General features: G+C 61.5%; 27 protein-coding genes, 1 other RNA gene and 1 pseudogene. 15 read left to right on the plus strand and 14 right to left on the minus strand.

Annotated features, from left to right (window positions below):
* Positions 1-278: 278 nt before the first annotated feature.
* On the plus strand, positions 279-494 hold the full coding sequence (locus BCV67_RS01555; RefSeq protein WP_062166178.1) for a hypothetical protein: 216 nt from the start codon (positions 279-281) through the stop codon (positions 492-494).
* A 553-nt stretch (positions 495-1047) separates the two neighbouring features.
* Here the strand turns inward: BCV67_RS01555 and BCV67_RS01560 are convergent.
* From BCV67_RS01560 to grpE, 5 genes are all read right to left on the minus strand, one after another.
* Positions 1048-2163, minus strand: coding sequence for a prephenate dehydrogenase (locus BCV67_RS01560; RefSeq protein WP_062166179.1), 1116 nt, complete (start codon positions 2161-2163; stop codon positions 1048-1050).
* Positions 2160-3068 carry a pyridoxal kinase gene (gene pdxY / locus BCV67_RS01565; RefSeq protein ID WP_062166180.1) on the minus strand — a complete coding sequence of 303 codons (909 nt, stop codon included), beginning with the start codon at positions 3066-3068 and terminating at the stop codon, positions 2160-2162. The genes BCV67_RS01560 and pdxY overlap by 4 nt, the downstream gene beginning before the upstream one ends.
* A gap of 231 nt (positions 3069-3299) precedes the next feature.
* On the minus strand, positions 3300-4424 hold the full coding sequence (gene dnaJ, locus BCV67_RS01570) for a molecular chaperone DnaJ (protein ID WP_062166181.1): 1125 nt from the start codon (positions 4422-4424) through the stop codon (positions 3300-3302).
* A 132-nt stretch (positions 4425-4556) separates the two neighbouring features.
* Positions 4557-6476, minus strand: coding sequence for a molecular chaperone DnaK (gene dnaK / locus BCV67_RS01575; protein ID WP_062166182.1), 1920 nt, complete (start codon positions 6474-6476; stop codon positions 4557-4559).
* Between the two features lie 145 nt (positions 6477-6621).
* A complete protein-coding gene (grpE, locus tag BCV67_RS01580; protein WP_062166183.1) occupies positions 6622-7137 on the minus strand; it encodes a nucleotide exchange factor GrpE in 516 nt (171 codons plus the stop codon).
* Between the two features lie 185 nt (positions 7138-7322).
* On the opposite strand from grpE, the gene recN reads away from it, so the two are divergent.
* On the plus strand, positions 7323-8990 hold the full coding sequence (gene recN / locus BCV67_RS01585; RefSeq protein WP_062166184.1) for a DNA repair protein RecN: 1668 nt from the start codon (positions 7323-7325) through the stop codon (positions 8988-8990).
* A 407-nt stretch (positions 8991-9397) separates the two neighbouring features.
* Here recN and fur read toward each other — a convergent pair whose 3' ends face one another.
* Entirely contained in the window at positions 9398-9808 is a 411-nt protein-coding gene (gene fur / locus BCV67_RS01590; RefSeq protein WP_057629813.1) for a ferric iron uptake transcriptional regulator, read from the minus strand.
* A 104-nt stretch (positions 9809-9912) separates the two neighbouring features.
* Here fur and BCV67_RS01595 point away from each other — a divergent pair, with 104 nt between their 5' ends.
* On the plus strand, positions 9913-10302 hold the full coding sequence (locus BCV67_RS01595; RefSeq protein WP_057629809.1) for an outer membrane protein assembly factor BamE: 390 nt from the start codon (positions 9913-9915) through the stop codon (positions 10300-10302).
* Positions 10303-10323: 21 nt separating this feature from the next.
* Here the strand turns inward: BCV67_RS01595 and BCV67_RS01600 are convergent, their stop codons facing one another.
* Together BCV67_RS01600 and BCV67_RS01605 are read right to left on the minus strand one after the other, a co-directional pair.
* A complete protein-coding gene (locus BCV67_RS01600; protein ID WP_082746453.1) occupies positions 10324-10584 on the minus strand; it encodes an RnfH family protein in 261 nt (86 codons plus the stop codon).
* The gene (locus BCV67_RS01605) at positions 10585-11013 is read right to left on the minus strand and encodes a type II toxin-antitoxin system RatA family toxin (protein WP_062166185.1); all 429 of its coding nucleotides are present in this window, start codon (positions 11011-11013) and stop codon (positions 10585-10587) included.
* A 50-nt stretch (positions 11014-11063) separates the two neighbouring features.
* Here BCV67_RS01605 and smpB point away from each other — a divergent pair, with 50 nt between their 5' ends.
* Together smpB and BCV67_RS01615 are read left to right on the plus strand one after the other, a co-directional pair.
* The gene (gene smpB / locus BCV67_RS01610) at positions 11064-11567 is read left to right on the plus strand and encodes an SsrA-binding protein SmpB (protein ID WP_062166186.1); all 504 of its coding nucleotides are present in this window, start codon (positions 11064-11066) and stop codon (positions 11565-11567) included.
* Positions 11567-11989 carry a GNAT family N-acetyltransferase gene (locus BCV67_RS01615; protein ID WP_062166187.1) on the plus strand — a complete coding sequence of 141 codons (423 nt, stop codon included), beginning with the start codon at positions 11567-11569 and terminating at the stop codon, positions 11987-11989. The genes smpB and BCV67_RS01615 overlap by 1 nt, the downstream gene beginning before the upstream one ends.
* Here the strand turns inward: BCV67_RS01615 and BCV67_RS01620 are convergent.
* Positions 11986-12582 (minus strand): hypothetical protein, encoded by a 597-nt coding sequence (locus BCV67_RS01620; protein ID WP_062166188.1) that lies wholly within the window; start codon positions 12580-12582, stop codon positions 11986-11988. The two genes, BCV67_RS01615 and BCV67_RS01620, sit on opposite strands and share 4 nt — an antisense overlap.
* A gap of 536 nt (positions 12583-13118) precedes the next feature.
* On the opposite strand from BCV67_RS01620, the gene BCV67_RS01625 reads away from it, so the two are divergent.
* Both BCV67_RS01625 and BCV67_RS01630 read left to right on the plus strand, forming a co-directional pair.
* Entirely contained in the window at positions 13119-13385 is a 267-nt protein-coding gene (locus BCV67_RS01625; RefSeq protein WP_065868002.1) for a hypothetical protein, read from the plus strand.
* A gap of 118 nt (positions 13386-13503) precedes the next feature.
* Entirely contained in the window at positions 13504-13764 is a 261-nt protein-coding gene (locus tag BCV67_RS01630) for a hypothetical protein (RefSeq protein WP_062166190.1), read from the plus strand.
* Positions 13765-14136: 372 nt separating this feature from the next.
* Here BCV67_RS01630 and BCV67_RS19395 read toward each other — a convergent pair.
* Positions 14137-14904 (minus strand): annotated as a pseudogene (locus tag BCV67_RS19395) (integrase core domain-containing protein).
* Positions 14905-15351: 447 nt separating this feature from the next.
* Here BCV67_RS19395 and BCV67_RS01645 point away from each other — a divergent pair.
* A complete protein-coding gene (locus BCV67_RS01645; RefSeq protein WP_062166192.1) occupies positions 15352-16122 on the plus strand; it encodes a hypothetical protein in 771 nt (256 codons plus the stop codon).
* Positions 16123-16627: 505 nt separating this feature from the next.
* Here BCV67_RS01645 and BCV67_RS01650 read toward each other — a convergent pair.
* Positions 16628-17017 (minus strand): hypothetical protein, encoded by a 390-nt coding sequence (locus tag BCV67_RS01650; protein ID WP_062166193.1) that lies wholly within the window; start codon positions 17015-17017, stop codon positions 16628-16630.
* Between the two features lie 73 nt (positions 17018-17090).
* Positions 17091-17918: a PLxRFG domain-containing protein gene (locus tag BCV67_RS01655; RefSeq protein ID WP_082746454.1), complete on the minus strand. Its 828-nt coding sequence runs from the start codon at positions 17916-17918 to the stop codon at positions 17091-17093.
* On the opposite strand from BCV67_RS01655, the gene BCV67_RS19400 reads away from it, so the two are divergent.
* Both BCV67_RS19400 and BCV67_RS01660 read left to right on the plus strand, forming a co-directional pair.
* Positions 17911-18114 carry an excisionase gene (locus tag BCV67_RS19400; protein ID WP_231732433.1) on the plus strand — a complete coding sequence of 68 codons (204 nt, stop codon included), beginning with the start codon at positions 17911-17913 and terminating at the stop codon, positions 18112-18114. The genes BCV67_RS01655 and BCV67_RS19400 overlap by 8 nt on opposite strands.
* On the plus strand, positions 18054-19214 hold the full coding sequence (locus BCV67_RS01660; RefSeq protein ID WP_231732434.1) for an Arm DNA-binding domain-containing protein: 1161 nt from the start codon (positions 18054-18056) through the stop codon (positions 19212-19214). Before BCV67_RS19400 ends, BCV67_RS01660 begins: the two co-directional genes overlap by 61 nt.
* A 23-nt stretch (positions 19215-19237) precedes the next feature.
* Here BCV67_RS01660 and BCV67_RS01665 read toward each other — a convergent pair whose 3' ends face one another.
* On the minus strand, positions 19238-19918 hold the full coding sequence (locus BCV67_RS01665; protein WP_156455720.1) for a HEPN domain-containing protein: 681 nt from the start codon (positions 19916-19918) through the stop codon (positions 19238-19240).
* 74 nt (positions 19919-19992) lie between these two features.
* Positions 19993-20502 (minus strand): hypothetical protein, encoded by a 510-nt coding sequence (locus BCV67_RS01670; protein WP_156455721.1) that lies wholly within the window; start codon positions 20500-20502, stop codon positions 19993-19995.
* 193 nt (positions 20503-20695) lie between these two features.
* Here BCV67_RS01670 and ssrA point away from each other — a divergent pair.
* The 5 genes from ssrA (at position 20696) to BCV67_RS01700 (ending at position 24420) form a co-directional block, all read left to right on the plus strand.
* Positions 20696-21049, plus strand: a transfer-messenger RNA (tmRNA) gene (gene ssrA, locus BCV67_RS01675).
* A 605-nt stretch (positions 21050-21654) separates the two neighbouring features.
* Complete coding sequence (locus BCV67_RS19905; protein ID WP_156455722.1) at positions 21655-22092, plus strand: hypothetical protein; 438 nt, start codon at positions 21655-21657, stop codon at positions 22090-22092.
* Between the two features lie 292 nt (positions 22093-22384).
* Positions 22385-22807, plus strand: a complete 423-nt coding sequence (locus tag BCV67_RS01690; RefSeq protein ID WP_062166197.1) for a GNAT family N-acetyltransferase — start codon at positions 22385-22387, stop codon at positions 22805-22807.
* 137 nt (positions 22808-22944) lie between these two features.
* Entirely contained in the window at positions 22945-23232 is a 288-nt protein-coding gene (locus tag BCV67_RS01695; protein ID WP_062166198.1) for a hypothetical protein, read from the plus strand.
* Between the two features lie 243 nt (positions 23233-23475).
* Complete coding sequence (locus tag BCV67_RS01700) at positions 23476-24420, plus strand: C13 family peptidase (protein ID WP_062166199.1); 945 nt, start codon at positions 23476-23478, stop codon at positions 24418-24420.
* Positions 24421-24480 lie beyond the last annotated feature (60 nt).

Genomic DNA, 24480 nt, shown 5'->3' on the forward strand with positions numbered 1-24480 from the left:
GCAGGGCGAGCCGGCGTGCTTCACAGCCTGTGTTTGCGTGCCAGGCAAGGGACAGCGGATGCTGATCTTGCAGCAAGCACTGCCTGTGCTGGCTGGACGGTGAAGCCGGGCTTGCGCCACCGCATGCATGCACAACGCCTGCGAAGTGTGACCACCAAGGCCACTTCTCTCACCCGCCTAACGCTGCGCTGACGCATGCCTAACAGCACCGTCGGCAAGCTCGGTACGTGGTCGTAGTGGATGCAGTGCGGCCACCTTTCTAGCCCAGGAGGCGAGCGATGGCGTTCCGACAATTTCCGGCAACCACCCGCGATGGCGAAAGCTGCATCGTCATCGAGTTCCTCGACGAACCCGGCAGCAGCCAGGACAGCACCAGCCCTCAGACACCGCGTTACGAACTTGCCGATGGCCGCCCATTGTTGCGGCGTGGCAGCACGCTGTTCAGTGCTGATGGCGAAGTCAACCTATCGATGAACCAGCCCTACCGGGCCTGATGGCTTGTTCCGCAGCGCGCCGTGACCCATCCCGGCGCGCTATTGGGCGCTCGCGCTGCGGCGTGATCCGGTAATTCTGAATACGCTTTGCCGATTCGGCCTGCGGCTGATCAAATTTTCACCAACCATCTTGACACCCTTGTGCCCCAAGGAATGCCAGCGATTATCCACATGCTTGCGCACACTCCGCTGTGGATTAAGTCGCAGCCTGTGAGACGCGGATGGGGTTGACTCCTCCCTCTACACAGGCTGGGGCGCTGACTGCAGTGGCTTTTGTTGGAGCGGCGTAAACCGCGAAGCTGATAACCCCGGACGCGCAGACCACCCCAGCGATTGCAATGCGCTATCGGCTTCGGCCAGTGATGTGGCTTCGCGGCTTACGCCGCTCCCACAAAAAAACCCGAAGCCTTGTAGGAGCGGCGTAAGCCGCGAAGCTGACAACCCCAGACGCGCAGAGCACCCCGGCAATTGCAATGCGCTATCGGCTTCGGCCAATGATGTGGCTTCGCGGCTTACGCCGCTCCTACAGGCTTACGCCGCTCCCACAAATGCTTTAGCGCTCCAGCACGCGGCCAATACCGCTGCTGTTGATTTCCCCGGCCGCCGCTTGCAGCACGTCGGCGGCATAGGCCTGCACGAAACCCATGCGGAAATGCACTTCACCACTGGGCGTACGCGAGGAATGGATCGACGCCAGGCTGATGCCGTGGCGCTCGAATACATGCAGCAGTTCACGCAAGGAACCGGCGCGATCTTCCGGTAGATGCACGCTCATCGCGCGCGTGTCGGTCAGATCGGCCAGCAGGTAGCCGACGCGCTCGAAACTGTAATTGCCATCGCGCAGGGTCTGCTCATCCACGGCCGCCTTGTTGTCGGCCAGGTACTGCTTGCGGAATACCGCACGCGCGGCGTCATCGCCCTGCCCCACCAGCCCACGCAACTGCTGCAGCTGCTGCAACAGGTGGTCGAGCACTTCGCCAGCGTGTGGATTGCCGAACTGTATGTCTTCGTAGATGGCCGGGTTCAACGACAGGATGCGTGAGATCACTGCCGCATCCAGCTCGAAGGCGGCCGAACGGTAAGGCATCAACTCGGCGAGCGAACCCAGCATCGGCGCGTACTCACGCAGCACGCCGGCCTGGGCCAGATGGGTGGCGTGCACCATCGCCTGCACCAGCGCCATCACCCGGTCGTGATGTTCTGCGCTGCCGCGCACGCATTCGGCCTGCAGGGCGATGCACAGTTCGTCCAGCCATACCTGCCAACGCGCATCCAGGCGCGCCTCGCAGACCACCATCACCCTGCCCTTCAAGGTCGGCGCCTTGGGCGGTGCGGTCATCGGGTGCAGGCCGGCCACCGAGGCCTGCGATTCCAGCATCGCAGCGACCGGCTCGGCCTTGATCGAGGTGACATCCAGCCACAGCTTGCCGCGCTCGCGCCCAGCCGATTGCTGGATGTACTGACGGATCAATGCCGGCGTATGCCGGATCGGTGCGGAGAACAGCAGCACATCGGCCTGTTCCAACAACTGTTCTGGCGTCTGCGAGGCAGGATCGATCGGATCATGGCCGATCACCTGCAGACCCATCCGCGATTCGAAGAAGCCGCGCAGCCAACGCCCGAAGGCACCGCCGCTGCCGACGATGCCGATGACCGGGCGCAGACTCACGCCAGTCGCTCGGCGCGGAACCGATACGGCGTACCCAGGGCAGCCGGTGCGGCCGCCAGCACGTCGAACTCTTCCACGCCGGTGGCCAGGGTTGCCTCCAACGCCGCATGCACGCCGGCGATGGCGCGGCTTACCGCATCCTCGAAGCTATGGCCCTTGAGCAAGAACGCGACCAGCAACGACATCAACACGTCACCGGTACCGGCCACGTCCACTGGCAGATGCGGTGAGGTCCAGCGCCAGATCTGTTCGCGACCGATGGCCAGGGTCACCAGCTCGCCGGGGTCGCCGGACACCGAATGCGCGATCACCCATTCCGGGCCGCGCTCCAACAACTTGCGCGAGGCCGCGATGGCGTCGTCCTGTTCCAACGCCGGCATGCCGGTCAGGCGGCCCAGCTCGAAGGCATTGGGCGTGACCAGCCAGGCGTGCGGCAGCAGTCGTTCAATGAAGATTTTTTCCAGCCCGGGCTCGACATAGGGGCCGGTATGGGTATCGCCGATCACCGGATCGAGGCAGTAGCGCAGCTGCGGCGATTGCGGCAGAACCTCATCCAGCCAATCGGCGAAAGCGGCACCGTTGGCGACACTGCCGAAGTAGCCGGACACCAAGGCCCCGGCGCGTTGCGGCAGACCGCGCTCGGTGGCGCCCTGCAATAGCTCGGCAAACCAGTCGGCTGGCAACACGCGCCCGCGCAATGTCGCGTAGAACGGCGCATTGCTCAGCAGCGTGGTGGGAATTTCGGCAACGCGCAGGCCTAGCGCCCGCAACGGCGGCACCGCCGCGCTATTGCCTGCATGGCCGTAAACCAGTTGGGATTGCACGGAGATCACGTCCACCGGCGACGGCCCATCCGGGCGTTGCCGACGACCGTGCACGAGATGGCTGTGGTCGACTTCGTTCATCGCCCTATTCTACGTCCGCAGCACAAGACGCGAGTGCATACGCTTGCGCGCGCAACCAATCGCCGATGCCATAACGACAAAAGCCGCAGCAAGCTGCGGCTTTTGAATCATGTAGTGCCGAGCCATGCTCGGCAGGGGCATTACAAGCAATCCCCGTAGTGCCGAGCCATGCTCGGCAGGGGCTCTATCGGTAAAGCCATTGCCGAGCATGGCTCGGCACTACAGTGAGGCTCAGGACTTCATGCGTTCCCAGAAGCCTTTCACGCCGTCGATGAAGGTGGCCGACTTCGGCGAATGCTTGCGCGCATCTTCACCGCTGAACGTGGATTCAAACTGCTCCAGCAGCTTGCGCTGCTCGGCGGTCAGGTTGACCGGGGTCTCCACCACGACGCGGCAGTACAGATCGCCTTCGGTGCGGCTGCGCACCGATTTGACGCCCTTGCCACGCAGGCGGAACAGCTTGCCGGTCTGGGTCTCGGCGGGGATGCGGATTTCCGCCTCGCCGCCCAGCGTTGCTACGCGGATCGAATCGCCCAGCGCTGCCTGCGAGATGCGCACCGGCACTTCGCAGTGCAAGTCGTCACCGTCACGGGTGAAGATCGCATGCTCACGCACGCGCACTTCCACATACAGGTCACCGGCCGGTGCACCCGCCGGGCCGGCTTCGCCTTCGCCCTGCAGGCGGATACGGTCACCGGTGTCCACGCCTGCCGGCACCTTGACCGACAACACCTTGTCTTCCTCGACACGGCCATTGCCGTGGCAGGTCTTACACGGCTTGCTGATGATCTGGCCACGACCATCGCAGTTATGGCAGGCCTGCTGCATGGCAAAAATGCCACGCTGCACGCGCACCTGGCCGCGACCACCGCAGACATTGCAGGTCTCGACCTTGCGGTCTTCCGAGCCACTGCCGTCGCAATCACCGCATTCGGCCAGGGTCGGGATCTCGATGCGGCGTTCAACACCGGCCACGGCTTCTTCCAGGTCCAGCTCCATCACGTAGCCGATATCGGCCCCGCGACGCGGCTGGCGCGGGCCACCGCCACCTCCGCCAAAAATATTGCCGAAGATGTCACCGAAAATATCGTTCATGTCCGGGCCGCCGGGACCACCGCCGCCGCCCATGCCGTGCTCGAACGCGGCGTGGCCGTGGGCGTCGTACATGCGCCGCTTATTGCCGTCGGACAGGGTTTCGTACGCCTCCTTGCATTCCTTGAAGGCAGCTTCGGCGGCGGCATCGCCCGGGTTGCGGTCCGGGTGGTGCTTCATCGCGCAACGGCGATAGGCCTTCTTCAGCTCTTCATCGGTTGCGGTGCGGGCTACGCCCAGTACTTCGTAATAATCGCGTTTCATCGGCACATGAGGTTCTGGAATCGGGGTTGGAAATCAGGACAGAAAGCTGGGGATTGCAGATACCGGAAGGGGACCCGGGAGCCGGAGCATCAGCTCCGTATCCCGAATCCCCAGGCACAACTCCGGCCTTGCTTACTTCTTATCGTCCTTGACTTCGGTGAACTCGGCGTCCACCACATCGTCATTGGACTGGGCGCCAGCGTCGCCGCCCGGAGCCGGGCCAGCCTGCTCACCGGCCGAAGCGGCGGCAAACAAGGCCTGGCCGGCTTCTTCCAGCGACTTCGACTTGGCTTCAATCTGCGCCTTGTCGTCGCCCTTCATTGCCGTTTCCAGGTCGGCCAGCGCGGCCTCGACCTTGCCGATGACGTCGCCGCCAACCTTGCTGCCATGCTCGGTGATGGCGCTACGGGTGGCGTGGATCAGGCCATCAGCCTGGTTGCGGGTCTGCACCAGCTCGTGGAACTTCTTGTCTTCTTCGCGGTTGGCTTCCGCGTCGGCGACCATGCGTGCGATCTCGTCCTCGGACAGACCCGAACCGGCCTTGATCTCGACCTTCTGTTCCTTGTTGGTCTTCTTGTCCTTGGCCGACACGTGCAGGATGCCGTTGGCGTCGATGTCGAAGGACACCTCTACCTGCGGCATGCCACGCGGGGCCGGCTCGATGCCGGACAGGTCGAACTTGGCCAGCGACTTGTTGAAGCGGGCCTGCTCGCGCTCACCCTGCAGCACGTGCACGGTCACGGCCGACTGGTTGTCCTCGGCGGTCGAGAAGGTCTGCGAGGCCTTGGTCGGGATGGTGGTGTTCTTTTCGATGATCTTGGTGAACACGCCACCCATGGTCTCGATACCCAGCGACAGCGGGGTCACGTCCAGCAGCAGCACGTCCTTGACGTCGCCGCCCAGCACGCCGCCCTGGATCGCAGCACCCAGTGCCACGGCTTCGTCCGGGTTGACGTCCTTGCGCGGTTCCTTGCCGAAGAACTCGGTCACGGCCTGCTGCACCTTCGGCATGCGGGTCTGACCACCGACCAGGATCACTTCGCTGATGTCGCTCGAACGCAGGCCGGCGTCATTCAACGCAACGCGGCACGGCTCGATCGACTTCTTGATCAGCTCTTCGACCAGGCTTTCCAGCTTGGCGCGGGTCAGCTTGATGTTCAGGTGCTTCGGACCGGAAGCGTCTGCGGTGACGTACGGCAGGTTGACTTCGGTCTGCTGCGCGGACGACAGCTCGATCTTGGCGCGCTCAGCGGCGTCCTTCAGGCGCTGCAGGGCCAACGGATCCTTGCGCAGGTCGATGCCCTGGTCCTTCTGGAACTCTTCAACCAGGTACTCGATGACGCGGTTGTCGAAATCTTCGCCGCCCAGGAAGGTGTCACCATTGGTGGCCAGCACTTCGAACTGCTTCTCGCCGTCAACGTTGGCGATCTCGATGATCGACACGTCGAAGGTGCCGCCGCCCAGATCGTAGACAACGATCTTGCGGTCCTTGTTGTCACCCTTGTCCAGGCCATAGGCCAGGGCAGCGGCGGTCGGCTCGTTGATGATGCGCTTGACGTCCAGACCGGCAATGCGGCCTGCGTCCTTGGTTGCCTGGCGCTGGCTGTCGTTGAAGTAGGCCGGCACGGTGATGACCGCTTCGGTGACCTTTTCACCGAGGAAGTCTTCGGCGGTCTTCTTCATCTTTTCCAGCACGCGCGCGGAAATTTCCTGCGGTGCCATCTTCTTGCCATCGCTGGTCTGTACCCAGGCATCGCCGTTGTCATGCGCCAGGATGCCGTACGGCACGTGGGCGATGTCCTTCTGCACTTCGGCGTCGGTGAACTTGCGGCCGATAAGGCGCTTCACCGCGTAGAAGGTGTTCTTCGGGTTGGTGACAGCCTGGCGCTTGGCCGAGGCACCCACCAGTACTTCGCCGTCCTTGGTGTAGGCGACGATGGAGGGCGTGGTGCGGTCGCCTTCCGAGTTTTCAATGACGCGGGCCTTGCCGCCGTCCATGATCGCCACGCACGAGTTGGTGGTGCCGAGGTCGATACCAATGATCTTGCCCATGGGGGACTCCTGAGGATTCGTTTGCCGGCAGCCGCCGGGGATGAATGGGATATGGGGAAGGACCTGATGACATTCAAGTCATCCCCGGAACACTGTTTGCCGGCGGCCGCGCCGGTTTAGGCGGCGGCCAGCCAGCGGGGGCCGGTCAATCGGCCTGGGCCACCACCACCAGCGCCGGCCGCAGCAGGCGCTCGTTGAGCAGGTAGCCCTTCTGGAACACGGTCACTACCGCGCCCGGGGCCACACCAGCCGGCGCCGGCACCTGGCTGATGGCCTGGTGATGCTCCGGATTGAAGGCCTGGCCGGCCGGGTCCAGCAGGACCAGACCGTTGTCAGCAGCCACCTTGAGCAGCTGCTTGTAGGTCAGCTCCATACCTTCGCGCAGCGGGTTGGGCTCGCCGCCAGCGGCGGTCAAGCCCGCATCGAGGCTGTCGAACACCGGCAGCAGGTCGCCGAGCAGCTTCTCGTTGGCGAACTTGCGGGCCTGCTCGATGTCGCGGGCCACACGCTTGCGCTGGTTATCCAGATCGGCGCGTTCGCGCAGCGATTCGGCCTTGACCTGTTCCAGCTCGGCGCGCAGCGCCTCGATCTGGTCGTGGTGCGCGTCGTCACCGCCGGTGGCGGCGTTTTCGGGGTCGAATTCAGTGTGCTCTTGGTTCATTTCCGGTTTCCCTGACGGATGATCTGCCGTCTACCACGCCCCGTATGTGGGCTGTACTGGAAGTTTCAAGGCTCCGACTCACTCTGTGAGACGCATTGTTCCTAATTTGGGCAGGCCATCGCCTCGCCTACATTGACCTGCCCGGCACGCGTGCTAGTTTTGCGCGGCCCCTAGACCTGCCAGCCATGCTCAGACATCTATCGATCAAGGATTTTGCCGTTGTGCGCGCCACCGAACTGGAGTTCGGCCCAGGCATGACTGTCGTTTCCGGCGAGACCGGTGCCGGCAAGTCATTGATGGTGGACGCTTTAGGCTTTCTGTCCGGCCTGCGCGCCGACTCCGGCGTGGTCCGCCACGGCGCCAGCCGCGCCGAGCTGTCGGCCGAATTCAGCCTGGAAGACGACGCCCCGGCACGCGGCTGGCTGCGCGACAACGAGCTCGACGACGAGGAGCAATGCCAGCTGCGACGGGTGATCCGCGCCGACGGCGGCTCCCGCGCCTTCATCAACGGCCGCCCGGTACCGGTATCGCAACTGTCCGAGCTGGCCAGCTTCCTGGTCGAGATCCATGGCCAGCACGACCAGCAGGCGCTGCTGTCGCGCCCCAGCCAGCTGGCCCTGCTTGATGCCTTCGCCCGCAACGAGGCCGAGCGTGCCGCCGTGCGTGGCGCCGCCAGCCAATGGCAGGCGCTACTGGACGAGCGCGATGCGCTGTCCCAGCAAGGGGATGTTTCCGACCGGATCGGCTTTCTAGAACACCAGCTCGGCGAGCTGCAGCGCGAGGAACTGGAGCCAGCAGCGATAGTCGCGCTTGGCACCAGCCATCGCCGCCAGGCCCATTCAACCGCCCTGATCGAGGCCTGCCAGCGCGCCGGCGGCCTGCTCAATGGCGACGAGGACGGCCCCTCCCTGCTGTCCCTGCTGCAACAGGTGCGGCACGAGCTGGGCCGGGTCAGCCAGCACGACGCCCGCCTTGGCGACGTCGACGCCATGCTCGATGCCGCCGGCATCCAGCTGCACGAAGCGCTTGCCCAGCTGGACCGGGTCCAGGACGACCTGGACAGCGACCCGGACGCCTTTGAAGACATCGAACGCCGGCTCAGCCGGCTGCACGACCTGGCCCGCAAGCACCGCGTACCCATGGAAGAGCTTGCCGCCACCCGTGACCGCCTGGAAACCGAGCTGGAACAGCTGCGCGGCGCCGACGAGCGCCTGGCCAAGCTGGCCGGCGAGATCGACAAGGCCGCCGCCCGCTGGCAGGCCGTGGCTGCGATGCTTTCCAACAGCCGCCAAACCGCGGCGAGTTCTCTTTCAGACACCACCACCGCGCTGATCGGCGAGCTGGGCATGGGCGGCGGCCAGTTCCGCATTGAATTGGAGCCACAGGCACAGCTGCGCCCGGATCCGAATGGCGCCGAGCGGGTCGAATTCCTGGTCGCCGCCAACGCCGGCCAGCCCGCCCGCGCCCTGCGCAAGGTGGCCTCGGGCGGCGAGTTGTCGCGCATCTCTCTGGCGATCGAAGTAGCCGCCCTGGGCCTGGATGCGGTGCCGACCATGGTTTTCGACGAAGTGGACTCAGGCATCGGCGGTGCCATTGCCGACATCGTCGGCAAAAAGCTGCGTGCCCTGGGTGAGCGCCGCCAGGTGCTCTGCGTCACCCACCTGCCGCAGGTCGCCTCCAAGGGCCACGCCCACTACCGGGTAAGCAAGGCCCCGGTGGAAGGCATGACCCAGAGCGCGGTGGAGCTGCTGGACAGCAAGGGCCGAGAAGAAGAACTGGCGCGGATGCTGGGCGGCGCTGAGGTCAGTAAAGAAGCCCGGGCGGCCGCGCGCAAGCTGTTGACTGAGGCCTGAGGACGGTAAAGCAGGCTTGGCTTTGGCTCTAGCTTGAGCTTTAAAGCCCCTCTCCCGCCTGCGGGAGAGGGGTTGGGGTGAGGGCAGCTCCTGGCTCTTCAAGCTTGGCACCCAAGGCCCCTGCCGAGCATGGCTCGGCACTACAACGGCCCTGACGGTGGCTCGGGAAAGCCCCTGCCGAGCATGGCTCGGCACTACAGCGGCCCTGACAGTGACTCGGGAAAGCCCCTGCCGAGCATGGCTCGGCACTACAGCGGCCCTGACAGTGACTCGGGAAAGCCCCTTGCCGAGCATAGCTCGGCACTACCGCCCCCCAGGCCTTCCGCGCGGGGACAAACAAAAACACCGGCCTTTGGCCGGTGTTTTTGCTTCAACGGCAACAGCCCAAGGGCCGTGCCGCAACTGCCCTACTTACGCTTTTTGCGCACGTACAACACCAGCGAGTGTTCTTCCAGCTCAAAACCATGCTCCGCAGCGATCTTCCGCTGCAGCTCCTCGATTTCCGGGCTTTCAAACTCGATGATCTTGCCCGAGTCCACGTCCACCATATGGTCGTGGTGGCCGCCGCGGTCCAGCTCATAAACCGCCTGGCCGCCTTCAAAGTTGTGTTTGAGTACCAAGCCCGCCGCTTCGAACTGGGTCAGCACACGGTAAACCGTGGCCAGCCCGATCTCATCACCGCAATCAAGCAGCTTGCGGTAGATGTCTTCGGCGGTGAGGTGGTGCTGATGGGGGGTGTTCTGCTCGAGCAAAGCAAGGATGCGCATCCGCGGATGCGTTACCTTCAAGCCGACTTTGCGCAGGTCATTGGATTCCATGGCCATCGTGTTCATTGGCGGTTTAACGCCAGTTATCTCCGGTCAGATCGCGCTGGGTGCCGGGGAGTGTATCATCGACCTGATTTCCTCAACCGCCCTACCCAATGCGCAACCTCCTGTTGATCGCCGTTGTCGCCCTGTCCACTACTGGCTGCGGCATCATCTACAAGCAGCCCATCTATCAGGGCAACCTGATCCGCGAACAGTCCGTGGCGCAGTTGCAGGTCGGCCAAAGCAAGCAGCAGGTGAATGCGCTGCTGGGCACGCCGTCCATCGCTGACCCGTTCCACGCACAACGCTGGGATTACACCGCCAGCCAGCGTGTGAACCGCCTGGGCAAGACCGAGGTGAAAAATTTCACCGTGTTCTTCGACAACGACCAGGTCACCCGCTGGGAAGGCGACTACTTCCCGACGCAGGATGCTGACCTGGCCCGCAACAGCGTGCGTCAGTTCGGCCGCAACCTGGCCAAGGACAAGAAAAAGGGCCGCTGATCCAGCGCCCCTGCCGCAGAATCAATCGCCGCCGCGCGCCCGCCGGCGGCGATTTTCTTTGGGGTCGGCGAGCAACGGGCGCAGCAGCTCGATCCTGTCACCTTCCCGCAGCAGCTGCTGCGGCGGTGCAAGCACGCCATGCACCGCCATCGCCACGGCCTCGGCAGCGCCCTCCAGCGCCGCTGCGGCTACCGCGTCGGCAACCGTGCAACCTTCGGCCAGTTCAAGCTGACGCTGCTGGTAACGGTCCGGCCAGGCCAGCACCACTTCCACACGTATCACTCAAGGCTCCTGGTCAGCCACGCGCACGAAGTCGTTGACCATGCGGTCAGCCAGGCCCTGGAAACCCAGCGCCAAGGCCGGCCCGAGCAGGCGCGAGGTCGGCTCGAACTCCAGTTCCAGCGTCACCTTGCAGGCGCTTTCAGACAGGGCATGGAACTCCCAGCGGCCATGCAGCCGCTTGAACGGACCATCGCGCAGCTTCATATCGATGCTGTGCGGGCGTTCCAAGGTGTTTTCGGTCATGAACCAGGTACGGAACGAACCCAGCCCGAGATCGAGCCGGGCAACCAGCCGCTGCTCACCCTGCTCCAGGATCTCCGCCTTGTCACACCAGCGGAACCGGCCCGGGTAGGCGGCAACATCATTGACCAGGTTGAACATGCGATCGGCGGAGTGTTCGACCAGCGCGCTGCGACGAATGGTAGTCATGGCTATACAGAAAGTGTTCGGGGAGCCCCCGAATCGGAGACAATACGGAAATGAGCACGAAACAAAGCAAGGATAAAGCAAAGAACGGGACGGCCGACAAAACCATCTCGTTGAACAAGCGCGCGCGCCACGAGTACCACCTGGAAGATCGGGTGGAAGCCGGTCTGGTGCTGCAGGGCTGGGAGGTCAAGGCCATCCGCGCCGGTCGCGGCAACATGACCGACGCCTACGCCTATGTGAAGGATGGCGAGATCTACCTGATCGGCGCGCAGATCACGCCGTTGATCCAGGCCTCCACCCACACCGTTCCGGAAGACCGCCGCCAGCGCAAGCTGCTGCTGCACCGGCGCGAGATCGACAAGCTGATCGGCCGCGTCGAGCGTGACGGCTACACGCTGGTACCCACCGCGATGTACTGGAAAAAGAACAAGATCAAGATCGAGATCGCGCTGGCCAAGGGCAAGCAGAATCACGACAAGCGCGATACCGCCAAGGAGCGCGACTGGGACCGCGAGAAGCAACGCGCAATGCGCGCCCACAACCGCAACGCCTGATGTCGGCGCAGCTTCCTGCAGTGCAGGCCGCAAGCCCGCAGGAAGTACAGGCGCTGTGCGCACGGCTGCTGGCCTTCAACCGCAAGGCCAGCGGCAACAGTTTCGACGAACTGCCGCTGCAGCTGGCCAGCCACAGCGACGATGGAGCCCTCTGCGCCGGGCTGCTCGGCGATATCTGTGCCGGCTGGCTGGCGATCCATGTGCTGTGGGTTGACCCACAACTGCGCGGCCAGGGCGTGGGCAGCCAGCTGCTGCGGCAGGCCGAGCAACACGCCAGGGCCGCAGGCGCGCACAGCGTGGTACTGGATACCTTCGACTGGCAGGCGGAAGGCTTTTACCTGCGTCATGGTTACGAGGTTTTTGGCCGGCTGGCCGATTTCCCACCCGGCCATGCACGCATCTATCTGCGCAAAACGCTCTAACCCGGCAACACCCGGCGCAGGCGCCGACGCTGCACAGCGGGCGACTGCAAGTTCGCGTACAGCACGCTCAGGCTGACGACCTCGGCCAGTTCAAGCGCCCTGCAGTCATCGCCCGCCAGCCATTGCCGCGCAGCTTCCACAGCATCCGGCGGCAGCAAGGCGAGGATGGCCGCATCGTCCATTTCGCCTGCTTGGAGCTGCAATGCCCGCGCGAGCCGTAGCAGCCGCACGGTGTAGATCAGAACCTGCGCCAAAGCCAGGGCCATCGCCATCAGCGCGACCCGCTGCACGCCCGCCGGCTGCAAGCCCGACCAAGGCGACTGCAACAGCAGCAACAGCGCCACCGCGGACAGGTAGATGCCCAGCCAGCGCCGCCGCACCGAGCGCATGCGCCCCACCATTACGCCGCAAAGCAACAGCACGAAAGGCGCCAATTGTGGCCAATGGCTGCGCCCGGCCATGGCCGAGATCACCACCATCGCGGCCAACAGCAGATAGAACAGCATGGGTGCCAGCGTCCGCCGCCGGAAACCAGCCCCAACGCCACCCGCCAACAATTGCAGGCTGCGCGTGCCGCGCTGCTGCATGGTCATCCTCGCCTTCACAAAACCAGGGCGACATGGTCAAAGAGCAGACGTCGCAGAAAGGTCGGCGGGAGGTTAAGCCCAGCGCGCGTCCGCGATCATGGCAATGGCGCCGAGGCATCCCACGTTGAGGAAGGCAAAGTGCATGAGCGGCGCGGGCAGCCGACCGGGGGTGGCATGCCAGCTATCAAAAACAGGACCTTGGCAACACGCTCACTTTGCGCATGCCTACCTCTCTGGCCGGGGCGCTGGCCAATTGAAGCTGAACCCCGCGCACGGGGCATTTCCTGCCCGTTGCGCATCCGCCGACAACATCTGCCCGGACAGACCAAGGTTGACCATGGGCGCGCTGAGTCATACCAGACCGCTGCCGTGATCAAGCGCCGCGCAACGGATCACCTCATCGCGTTCGCCCCTTGCAGCTCGACCGCTTCCCATTGTGAACACGATGGGCCAGCACGGTTGGCCGAGGGACTGCGCCCCTATCATCTACCAGCGCTGCGTGCAGCGCCCCATCGTCGTACGTGCTTTCCAAGAGGTGTTGATTGAGTGCAGTAAACAAATCCAAAGACCTGATGACCCGGATCACCTACCAGTTGCGACCACCGCAGATGACCACCATGGCGCCCTGCCGTGTCTGCGCAAGGCCGAGCCCTGGTGGACAGCCCTGCTCGGAATGCCTGTGCCTCGAGTTGGCAGACCTGATCAACAACAAAGGTGCGGTCATGCGATGGGCAAGCTCGATGAAGGCGGCTATTCAGGACCAGGCCACCATTCTCTTCTATGCCGAGAAGCGCCCAGAGCCGCATTGACAGCCCCGCCCTGACCGGAACGCGCTGCTGCGCACCCTCGGGCTGCATCCTCACATCTGGCCACAGATAAGCGTCTATGGTGTAAGGATTGAGCGCGCTCCGTGCTCGGGATGAAACCATGAACTACGAAGAAGCAAGAGCCGACCTCGACGATCTCGTAGTTGAACTGGCCAAGCCCGCCAATTCATCAAATTATTCCCAGCGCTGCAACACGCTCCGCACCTTGGCCATCATCTCCCGGCGCGCCCTCCGCGCCACAGCCGGGATCGAAAACGAGGCCGAGCATCGCAACGAGATAGAAGCGGTGCTGGACAGGATCAAGAGCATGCTCGCAACCACCGAGCAACTCGAGAAACTGAAAGAAATCTACCGCCACTGAGCTTGATCCAGCAGTGCAGCGCGCCTGGATCCTGATAGTTGTGCAGGAACCGGAATGTTGCGCGGAGTGCTGTAGTGAGGCGCTGTTTCCGCCGGAACCGCGCAGGATTTTTTGGCTTTCCAATTGCCCTTGAGTTGGCTGTAGCCAGCAGCCAATAGTTCACTGCCCGCCTGCCAGGCGCTTTGAACGACAAACGCACGGCGACGGCCCATGCGTCATCCAGCGGCACGGCCTGCCTGGACTTGGCAGCCTCCCTGCAATGCCCTGTTTCTGTCGTCGACCTCCATATGATGGCGCTGGGCGAGACTGCTGCGCAGCTGGCTGCTTCCGCGCCCGCTGCGAGCTCGGGTTTTCCTGTCGACTCCCCGTATTTCAATGCCAGGCTAAATTAGAGGTTTCCGGTTCGTGGTACTGGCGGAATTCGGCGGGCGTCAGCCCGCCGAGGCTGTCGTGAGGTATCTCGGTGTTGTAATTGGCCAGCCACTGCTCCGCCTGTTCGCGTACTTCTCCGAGATTGCGGAAGACGTGCATATTCAGCACGCCACGTCGGAAGCTGCCATTGAAGCGCTCGATGAAGCCGTTCTGCATCGGCCGTCCTGGCTCGATGAAATCCAGCGCGATGTTCACGCCAAACACGCTTGTGATTCCAGACCAAACCGCGGCGACGAATCAGTTGAAATGGCTTGCCGAAGCCGCGCTCCGGAAAGCGCTCAGAGAGCGCGGCCAGTAACGCGATCACCTCTTCGTCCCGATCCGGCCGATGGCGGTAGCGTGCCGTTGACCGAGGCATCCCAATCGCCGCACAGGCCCGGCGTTCGCTCCAGCCATGGCGGTCCTGCAGCCAGGCCAAGAGCGGGCGCTTGTGCGCCGGGTCTAAAGCTTTTTTGCAATCAGATCCTTCAACGCATGATTCTCCATCGCCAGTTCGGCATACATCCGCTTGAGCTTTGCGTGCTCGGCTTCAACGTCGCGCAACCGCTGCACGTCCGAAGCTTCCATGCCGCCGAACTTGGACTCCCAGACGTAGTAAGTCGCATCGGAAATGCCAAGCTCACGGCAGACATCCTTGACCTGCCTTCCAGCCTCAACTTGCTTCAACGTGGCAACGATCTGACTCTCGGTAAATTTGCTCTTGCGCATCGGTGGTCTCCTTGGGGCTAGTGTGCCCGGAGACCTCTAAGAATGCCTGGATCAAGTTTACGGGCAGGCGACATAAGCAATTTCGCAAAAGCTACCGGGCGCTTTAGCCAGCCCCGCCCCCTCCAGCGCCAAACTGAAACTAGCGATCGGGCAGATTCGGCAAACATAAATATGTTAATTCAGGATATAAAGAGATTTCTGAACATTCATTCATGATTGAAGAATTGAATCTAAGTGAAATAATCATTAATTAAAAGGATGGATGTGTCCAAAATTTTAACAAGGATCATTCTGAGCTCAGCACTAAGCTTGATTTCGATCGCCGCTTACGCTGAAGAAATGATCCTGTGCGACGACTGTAATCTAGGAAAACGTCAAACCATCTAGCGGGATGGCGGCGAGGGGGATTACTATTTCTGGGATCTGAAGAATCGCCGCCTCTATCACATGAACGTCACCGGCCAGGCGACCCAGATGAGAGCGGTGGGCGGGCAAAAAATTAAAGAAGTTGCACTCACTGCGGACGAACAAAACCTATTCGCCACGGGGATGCGTTTCTATGACGCGAATGGCGGGAACGCGGTATACAAGCACATCCAGCCGCCTGTAACCGTGAGCGTAACACTAGACGGCAACGGCAATCCAACCACTGCAGCAGAGAGCAGGATCGCCGCACGCTCAAACGGGCCGACGCCCTATCCGATGAACGCAATGGATGCCGTCACCACTCCGGCCCTCCGCGCGATCGCAATTCAAAAAACATTTAGCCTCGACAACATGGGGCTCTATTGGTACATGACTGAAAATCTTCGCGTGAATGCTTCATCTCTGACCCATGCGATCAATATCACAAAGTTAAGGACGCCATTTACTGTCATCAATCAAGTTAGCTTCCCCGACGAGTCGTTCTTCAACGTAGAGTGGAATTGGACAATTAGGGACTACTCGTACATACCTGGCTCCGCCCGAGATGCAGTCGGGAACGTAATCCCTGACGCCCAAAAGGACGTGGCAAATGCCGAACAGTCAGTACAGAACTATGTTTTCCCAAACAACTACGTTGGAATGGCAGCCGGGGATGACATGGTGCGCCACCTGAACGACCTCGGAGTACGTTGGAATGGGCCAAATCGCGCCCCGGTCTATACAAATTACCGAATCGGCTGCTCTTATACCCCCAGCGGCGCAATTTGCCAAATCTTGTTTTTGACTCCTTAAGAAGACCACATCTCATGCACGGAAACGGATTGCTTTTCCGCACGTTCTTAGTACTTCTTGTGTCGGCAGGTATCCTACTACCCACTGGACTCTCGATAGGCGCAGGCGCAAAAGGGGCAATCGTTTGGCCCTACATCGGCCTCACGCTGCTCGCCACATTGGGTATTTTCGTATATGCCCAACGAATAAAAAGATCAGGTGATTTCACAAACAAATCCTATGCACTGTTTCTGATGACGATGGCGGGAGTTTCCTGCGTAGCGGGGGCTCTACTGTCGATGAGGCTATTCTGATAAAACCACGCAGTTGACTTAAGAAGGCTGCCGATTGCAGCATCATCGGCAGCCATTCTTAGCTAAAAAAGGATTCAATTGCCCAGCGAATCTCGGCCTTGTCCCCAAAAACGCTAATTATCCCCGCCGGTGCCAAATCACTTCAGGGAGAACTCAGTGCGTGGGCCGCCGAATCCGGCTCTGGCGTGCGTTGCCCGTCAGAGCAATTGATGTCAGTCGAGGTCTGGCAAGCCCAACTCGGCCCGTATCAGACTAGCCACCACGAGCGTGGACCTCACCTGCGCAACCATGTCCTTGGTAATCTGGCCAAACTGCTGCACGACGCCTGGTGTTGGGGTGCCTCGGCTCTTGCGAAACTCAGCGTTCAGAACCCCATGATCGTCGGTGAGGTCTTTCTCCATCGAAGTCTCGGCCGCCGGTTGGCGGATCCCGCCTCCCGATCTGCCGCTGCGAGCGTTCTGATCCGGCCGCAGCGGATGGAAGCCACCCGGCGCAACCTCTTTCCCAAACGAAAGGACCAGGGCACGCTTGCTTTGCTTTTCCTTTTTCAAAACCAACCCCTGTAACAGCGCCGGCGGATTGCCGACGCCTCGAAGTTGCACCTTTTGAAGCGCCTGGCACTGGGGCGCACGAAAGACGCCTTTCTGTGCACACTTTCTACTCAGCCGGCCCAACCTACTCTTTCAGCCGCGCAGCCAGTTTCGGGTTGAGGACGATGCCACCTTCAGCCTTTGCGCTGTATCGCGCCCGGGACTTCATCGATGCACGGATGCTGTCCGACGAAATCGCCACTTCCGGGTTACTCTTGTTGAATGCCCGGATCTTCTCCCTGACCTCAGCACGATCGGCAGCATCGCCATTTCGGATGATCATGGCATAAGCATTCATCAGGCTCTGCCTGCGGCCCGTGATGTGCTCCTCGTAGTTCTTCAGCGCGCGGTTGCGTTCATACCATTCCGCCACCTCGGCTGGACTGAAGCCGGCGCCCTGCAGCAGGACCTGCCACGGGCTGACATCCTCGAGCACCGGATCATCACGCAAGGTATTGACCCCCTGCGTGGCGTAACGCCCGGCCTTGATCATGTCCTTCAAGCCCTTGGGCAACATGGTCTCTACGCCACGCATGGTGTGGCCCTCTCCGACCTGCTGAGTGCCCACAAGGACGTTCTTGAGCACGCCGCCCATCGGGCCTGCTGCCTGCTCGAGCAGATGGTTGAACAGCCCCCGCCCCTCGAGCTCTCGGTCTGCGTCACGGATCCACAGCGAGTCCAGCCCAACACGGCCGGCAATGTTGGCACCGGTGAGCTTGTTGACCTCCCCGCGCAGCAGCACCTCGGCTCCGCTGGGGCCAAGGGCCTCGGCAATGAACGCGCGGAACTCGGTCTCGGCATCCCAAGGCTCATCATCGTCACCGAAGGCCGACTGCAGGGCGTTGAGGGTGCCCATCGCAACGCCCATCATTGGCAAACCAGGACTGCTGAGGCCGCCGCGCTTCGTGACCATCGAAAAGTTCGAAGAGCTCACCGGCTACACCCCCGACGCGACCAGATCCAAGATCAAGCGCGGCGACTGGCTGGAGGGCGCTGTCTACATCAAGGCCCCTGACGGCCGTGTTTTGATCGATATTGAGGGTTACGAATGGTGGGTCCAAAACGGGGCAGCGGTGTCCGCGCAATATCGCCGAGCAGCATCCAAATAGATTTTACGTACCGCGGCGCCAGGTGCCGGGAGCGGATCAAGCTCCCGCCCAACCCCCGCAACATTCGGCTCTGCGAGAACCTGCTGGGCCAGATCCGGATCGAGATCGAGAAGGGCGTTTTCGACTACGCGGCACACTTTCCCACAAGCAAGCGCGCCCGGCAGGTCATCGAGAAACCCGCGACGCTGGACGACATGAAAACAGTCCTGGATCGGTGGCTGGCGAGCAAGGAAAACGAGCTCGAGCACAGCACCATCATCGGCTACAGCCGAATCGTGAAGAACATCCTGATTCCGCGTATCGGCACCGTCGCCCTGCGGGATTTCGACCGGGCGCAGCTCCGTGACCTGGTTGCCAGCTTCGGGGCTACGGTGACAGCCAAGCGGATCAACAACGTACTTGGGCCGCTTCGGGGCGCCCTTGATGACGCCGTCGACGACGACCTGATCAAAGCCAACCCCATGGACAGCTTCAAAGTGCGGCGCAGAGCGAAGGTCAATGCTCCCGAAGAGGTTGATCCGTTCAGCCCCTCGGAAGTCCTGGCCATCTTGGCGGCCTGCGACGACGCGCAGGTGCGCAACTACTGCCAGTTCAACTTTGCCAGCGGCTTGCGCACCTCGGAAATGATCGGCCTCTGCTGGTCGGACATCGATTGGAACCGCGGCACGGTGAAGATCCGGCGCGCCTGGGTCATGGGCAAGATGAAGGCGCCGAAGACCGACTCGGGCGTACGTGAGGTTTCCCTGGTCGCGCCGGCGCTGGCTGCCCTCAAGGCGCAGCGCGCGCATACGCTGCTGGCCGGCGAGTTTGTTTTCCACAACCCCAAGACCAACGCGCGCTGGGGCTCTGACCAGACTATTCGTGCCGGCAGCTGGCAGCGGACATTGAAGAAGGCCGGGATTCGCTACCGCTACCCGTACCAGATGCGCCACACCTTCGCGAGCCAGGCATTGAGCGCCGGCGAGAACGTGATGTGGGTGGCCAAGCAGATGGGCCACCGAGACTGGACGATAACGGCGAAAAAGTACGCCCGATGGATCCCTTCTATAGTTCCTGACGCAGGTAATAGGCTTACCGCGGTCTGGGAAAACACGCGCTGATACTAAACTCAAACCCTGACTTATCACGGCCCGATCAGTTTTGTCTCATGTTCAATTACACGACCACATATTCTTCGCAGCTGGTTAAGTCGATACTGCTGAGACTCCGCAAGGCGGCTCTGACCCTCATGCACGATTTTTGATCGCACGCGGTAGATTTCCTTGATTGAACTAAGCAATTCACGCCGTTCCACAACCGAGGTTGCAAGCATGTAGGCGCAACGATTTGCCAGGAGGGCTCCGATGCCGACTACGTCGCTTTCAGCCTTATCTCCTAAAAGCGTCTCCAACGCTACCGTCGCCTGAACATAGCTGAGAATCCGATCATTCCCCAGGTAGCTGTCTAGAAGCCATTTCGCCCCAAGGACTAAACCCGCGTGTCGCCTATGACCATTTTCCTTGTCCAGCATCTTTGCTAAGCGAACTACCTCGGCGCGTACCTCAGTTCGATCATCAGGGCGATCCGTTCGCCGCAGAGTGGCCAACCGCATCCCACCCGCAAATCGTCGAGCGAAATCGATGCTGTGACGGCCCTTCATCACGAGACGCTCCGCCCCGTTATTCCGCTCTGTCACAAGAAAACTATGATCTCTCTCAGTCTCAAACAATTGCCCCAATGGTGAGACATGAAGAAGTCGATGCGCCACCAAGCTACCAACAAATGCTTGAGCCTCCTCTAGGGCATCGGCAACTACGGGAGTCATATTGAACCTCGTGGCGTACCCCGTGAGCTCGATGTCCAGCACTACATCCCTTGACGGTCGCCTTGCCGCCTTTACTAGTTCTTGCGCCAGAACTGGGCCTTCCGGGTCAGCTCGACGTTCGCTCTCTCGAATGTGATCCTTAGGGCCAGCGAGCTGGCGAAGAACAATTCTCTCTGCCAATTCCAGGACATCAGAGTGTCTTCAAACAGAAGCCCCAGCTGTGTTGGCATTCTCACCGTCAGCGTGTAAGAGCGCGGAAGACTGGCTAGCGATTCAATCAAGCGAACAGCTGCTGCCTCAGGATCTTCAAAACCGGGGAGCGAGGTAAGCGGCACCTCCTCTTCTGCACTCGAACGTTCTCCAATTTCGCGTTCGATCTGGTCAAAAAGTATCTGCGAGATGGGTTGCTCACCAGCCATAGCGTTGAGCTGGTTCTGAACTTTCTCTGGCGGTATGCGTTCTAGGGCTTGGCATTCTTCATAGAAATCAAAGTCAAGATCTCCATCGGTATCAACCATTGCCTTCGCCAGCATTGGCCGTAGCAGGTCTACCATTCTGGCCTTAGCTTGCTGAGATATTTCCATGGATCCCTTGTCCTTGTCGTTATCCCTATTCATGCTAAGGAAATGCGCGCGCCTGAGGAAGGAGAATCGAAAAGGTAGCGCCGCCGCAAGTGACTGTTCAGGCTTTTCCGTGTAGCATCTACTCCGTCAGCGAGACTTTTGGCAGCTTTTCGTCACGTTTCACCCAAAAGTCGTTACAAATCAACGTTAAACCGGGGGTGCACTGGTTTCGACGGGGGTTGTGAAGTCGCTTGGCGCATGCCGAGGGGGTAGCTTTCCTCGTAAATCCAGCTGCAAAACTCTAGTTGCCAACGACGACAACTACGCTCTCGCCGCTTAAGGCGTAAGCCCCGAACCCACTTGTGCCCGTGCTCGTGGATGTAGGGTCATTATCACGGAACCGGCTGTGACGGCTGCCTGTCAGTCACGGCTTAACCAAAACAGGCTGGTCCTGGGGTGCGCTTTGCACACCGTGCTGCCACAGGGCGAGATCCAACGGTGAGCTAAGCATGTAGTGCCGGGGATGGAGTGCCTTCGGACGGCGGTTCAATTCCGCCCACCTCCACCATTAGCTGGACCGTCAAGGTCCCGATCAGGCCGGAAACCCAATAGATACACGGGTTTCCGGCCTTTTTTGTGTCCGTGTATGTGCGCGATTGAGCTTGAAGGCCCCGGAAGAGCAACGTGGGTTGTTCACAAGCATTTCTGACGGTTGCCCGCGAGCCGTACACATGACATGCACGCCTCGAACTCACCCTCCATCGCATTCTTTCCGGCTACGAAGTCCGGAACCCGGCTATTTACGCCTGCAAACCCCAACTGCAGCCCAAGCTTGCTTGTCACTGACCTTGCTCAAGCTGCTGCCAGAACCGCGATCAAAACGACACTCCGTGCCGCAGCAAGTTGTGGCCGCGATGTCGACGATCCCGTGCCACTGGATTGGACAAGCAACTAATTGTCCTGATCCAAGAATTCAGTTCGCGCCGATCAAACGAACGTCACCATTTGCTGAACTCCGCATCACCGATCCGATTCGTCGCCATCCACCCGCCGTCAATAAGCACCCATGCGTCGCCACGCGGCGCGCATGCAGTCGCTCTCCTCCCATTCATGCCGCGCGGTGAACGAGCGGCATAAGCGCTTTGCAGCGCTGCATGCGCGCAGCAACAACCCGTGACTTCAGCTGCATCAAACCTCGCCACACATGCTTCGCAACGCAACGCGCGAACAACATTGCTCGAAGCTGAATCACTGCTTCATGTATTGACCCTTTCTTCACTTCCCGAAAGAAATTATTCACCTGATCTCCGACCTGGATCGGAGGGGGCCCTAACATCAACATGCGTGGAGCTTTTTGCCATGGGATCAGTTGCGATGTATCTGGAAGGACCAGGTCAACAGCGCCGCTCGGTCAGAATTCTGTCCAGCCAACATAAACGTCTTCAACCCAGTGGGGCTGACGGTATCCGCATCAGACACCGTTCTATCTCCGAGATCGAAGTGAAGACGCTCGTAGACGAGGACGGCAAGATCGCCATCCAGGCGGATTACGAGGGGTTTCGATTCAAATACCCGGATTCAGAGATCCCCTGGAGCCTGGTAGTAGGTTGATCCAAAGCCCGGCCAATGGCCGGGCTTTTTTTAAGGTGTGCGTAGCGGCGTGCTGGCCCATGCAAACTGGCTCGGCCCGCAGTAATGACGAGCGGATTGACCGCCCAGCGCCCACCCACTTTGACGACGCCCACGCAGCACCTCCACCTTTGCGGAGCGCTACGCCTGGCATGCGAACTACGCCACATTAGGTACCGCCGCATAGGCCCCCGGGCAAGCTGCCGGCAGCTGCATTGACTTACGCCGCAACGCAGGCAAAGTGACCAGCATCCGGCAACCCGAAAACCCGCTCATGACGATCACCTACACCACATCCCGCGAGCAGGTTGATTGGCAGCAGCTGGCGCAGCTGCTGACGGTGACCGGCCTGGGCAACCGCTCGGCACAGGAACTGGAACAGACCTTTCGCAACAGCCAGGTAACGGTGTTCGCGCATCACGGCGAGCGGTTGGTAGGCGCGGGCCGTGCACTCAGTGACCACGTGGTGTGGACCGTGGTTTTTGACGTCGCAATCGATCCGAACCTGCAGGGCCAAGGCGTCGGCGCTGCGCTGATCCAGCGCATCCAGGCAGAGGCCGGCACGCCAAATACCATGCTCAAGTCCATGCCCGGCAAGGAGGGTTTCTATTCACGGCTCGGCTACGAGCTGATGCCCAGCGGCATGGAACGTCGCACCCGCCCCGACAGGGATGAACAGGCGACAGCGCCCTGCTGACCGGCGCTTCCAGCGCCCCACAGCTCGAGTGTCAGATAAATCCTATGTCACTTGAGGTGTATCCCTCATTGAGCGACCCATCTTCCCGATAGCACCATTGCACACTCTTGGCTGGCAGCCATCGCACCGGGTGCGGTATGGACTACGAGAAGTTGCGGGATCACTTCGACGTTCTGGCACAGCAGGTGGTGCAGGACGCCACCTCCCTCGGCGAGCATGAGCGCAAGCAGAAACTGCTTGAGATGCACCAACTTGTCGACAGGATCGTGCAGGTGGTCCCCGACCATGACCAGCAGGCCGGGATCCTGTGCAAGCTGGAAGATCTGGTGTACCGCGCAAACAGCGCCATCAACGCTGCCGAGCAGCTTGAGAATCTTCGGAAGAGGTCGGCATTGGCCTACGGCTGGCCCTTGCACACGGACTGAACCCACACGCGCTGACACCGGATACCGATGACCGCAGCGCGCCGGCCATGCCATTGCACGACGGCTTTGGCGCAGTACCCATCCGCTGCTCAACTCCGGCACCATAGCGGCAAGGGCGCCTGGCAGGCGCCCGCCGCATGCTGCAGGGTCGCCCCGACTTTGCCGCCATACCCACCGTCACGGATAACGGCAATGGCAGCCAATCGCACGTTACTGCATTCCCTCCGCAGGCCAATCAGAACCGTGCTGCACGCGCTCGCGCTGGGCTGCGCTGGCTGGGCCTCCACCGTTGGCGCGGCCGAACCGGCGCAGCCGCAGGCCACCACGCCGACACTGGAAGGCCCCCAGCTCAGCATGCTGGACAACGCCTTGGCGGCCATGCCCGCGCAGCGCCCCGGCGTGACCGATATTTATGTCCTCGGCATTGCCGGCGATGCCGATGAAGAGGTGTTCCCCAACGAGGTGGCCTACCTGCAGGAGTTGTCGGCCAAGCGCTGGGGTGCTGAAGGACGGATGATCAGTCTGGTCAATCAGCCTGCGTTGGGCCATGGTGGCGCAACGCCGGTCCAGGCCACCCGTGACAGCATCGGCCACGCGCTCAATGGGCTGGGGCGCAAGCTGGACCCGAAGGAAGATGTGCTGTTCCTGTACCTGAGCAGCCACGGCCTGCATGACAACAGTGTCTACCTGCATACCGGCCGCAATCAGGAAGACTACCTGACACCTGCGCAGTTGACACAGCTGCTGGACCGTGCACAGATCGGCAATGCGGTGATCGTGGTCTCGGCCTGCTTCTCCGGCGCCTTCATACCCGCACTGTGGTCGCCGCAGCGCATGGTGATCACTGCCGCGCGCAAGGACCGCCCGTCGTTTGGCTGCGGCAATTCCGACAGCGCCACCTGGTTCGGGCGGGCGTTCCTGATTGAAGCCTTGAACACCACCAACGATTTCGGCACCGCGTACCGTCAGGCCGCAAGTACCGTGCGCCGCCGCGAAAAAGAGCAAGGCGAGGTCCCTTCCGAACCACAGTTCCATGCCGGCAAAACAGTTGCAGCGGTGCTGGAGCAATGGCGCGCAGGGCTGCCGGAGACCGCCGCCGTACCCTACCCCTTCGTTTACCAGCGCCCATCCGGGGCAAAGACGCTCGCCCCCAAGACCAGGCCGGCCAACAACAACCGTAAGGGCTGAACCCAAGGCGCCGGTGGCCAGATGAAGCCCGGCGGCTTACCCATTCAGCTGGGCAAGCGC

It is taken from the genome of Stenotrophomonas nitritireducens, from assembly GCF_001700965.1.
GTDB lineage: Bacteria > Pseudomonadota > Gammaproteobacteria > Xanthomonadales > Xanthomonadaceae > Stenotrophomonas > Stenotrophomonas nitritireducens_A.

Excerpts from the sequence above, each read along its gene's own strand:
- BCV67_RS01555 (WP_062166178.1), top strand. The coding sequence starts at position 279 with ATGGCGTTCCGACAATTTCCGGCAACCACCCGCGATGGCGAAAGCTGC.
- pdxY (WP_062166180.1), bottom strand. The coding sequence starts at position 3,068 with ATGAACGAAGTCGACCACAGCCATCTCGTGCACGGTCGTCGGCAACGC.
- dnaJ (WP_062166181.1), bottom strand. The coding sequence starts at position 4,424 with ATGAAACGCGATTATTACGAAGTACTGGGCGTAGCCCGCACCGCAACC.
- dnaK (WP_062166182.1), bottom strand. The coding sequence starts at position 6,476 with ATGGGCAAGATCATTGGTATCGACCTCGGCACCACCAACTCGTGCGTG.
- grpE (WP_062166183.1), bottom strand. The coding sequence starts at position 7,137 with ATGAACCAAGAGCACACTGAATTCGACCCCGAAAACGCCGCCACCGGC.
- recN (WP_062166184.1), top strand. The coding sequence starts at position 7,323 with ATGCTCAGACATCTATCGATCAAGGATTTTGCCGTTGTGCGCGCCACC.
- fur (WP_057629813.1), bottom strand. The coding sequence starts at position 9,808 with ATGGAATCCAATGACCTGCGCAAAGTCGGCTTGAAGGTAACGCATCCG.
- BCV67_RS01595 (WP_057629809.1), top strand. The coding sequence starts at position 9,913 with ATGCGCAACCTCCTGTTGATCGCCGTTGTCGCCCTGTCCACTACTGGC.
- BCV67_RS01605 (WP_062166185.1), bottom strand. The coding sequence starts at position 11,013 with ATGACTACCATTCGTCGCAGCGCGCTGGTCGAACACTCCGCCGATCGC.
- smpB (WP_062166186.1), top strand. The coding sequence starts at position 11,064 with ATGAGCACGAAACAAAGCAAGGATAAAGCAAAGAACGGGACGGCCGAC.
- BCV67_RS01615 (WP_062166187.1), top strand. The coding sequence starts at position 11,567 with ATGTCGGCGCAGCTTCCTGCAGTGCAGGCCGCAAGCCCGCAGGAAGTA.
- BCV67_RS01620 (WP_062166188.1), bottom strand. The coding sequence starts at position 12,582 with ATGACCATGCAGCAGCGCGGCACGCGCAGCCTGCAATTGTTGGCGGGT.
- BCV67_RS01630 (WP_062166190.1), top strand. The coding sequence starts at position 13,504 with ATGAACTACGAAGAAGCAAGAGCCGACCTCGACGATCTCGTAGTTGAA.
- BCV67_RS01645 (WP_062166192.1), top strand. The coding sequence starts at position 15,352 with ATGAACGTCACCGGCCAGGCGACCCAGATGAGAGCGGTGGGCGGGCAA.
- BCV67_RS01655 (WP_082746454.1), bottom strand. The coding sequence starts at position 17,918 with ATGGTCACGAAGCGCGGCGGCCTCAGCAGTCCTGGTTTGCCAATGATG.
- BCV67_RS01660 (WP_231732434.1), top strand. The coding sequence starts at position 18,054 with ATGGTGGGTCCAAAACGGGGCAGCGGTGTCCGCGCAATATCGCCGAGC.
- BCV67_RS01665 (WP_156455720.1), bottom strand. The coding sequence starts at position 19,918 with ATGACTCCCGTAGTTGCCGATGCCCTAGAGGAGGCTCAAGCATTTGTT.
- BCV67_RS01670 (WP_156455721.1), bottom strand. The coding sequence starts at position 20,502 with ATGGAAATATCTCAGCAAGCTAAGGCCAGAATGGTAGACCTGCTACGG.
- BCV67_RS01690 (WP_062166197.1), top strand. The coding sequence starts at position 22,385 with ATGACGATCACCTACACCACATCCCGCGAGCAGGTTGATTGGCAGCAG.
- BCV67_RS01695 (WP_062166198.1), top strand. The coding sequence starts at position 22,945 with ATGGACTACGAGAAGTTGCGGGATCACTTCGACGTTCTGGCACAGCAG.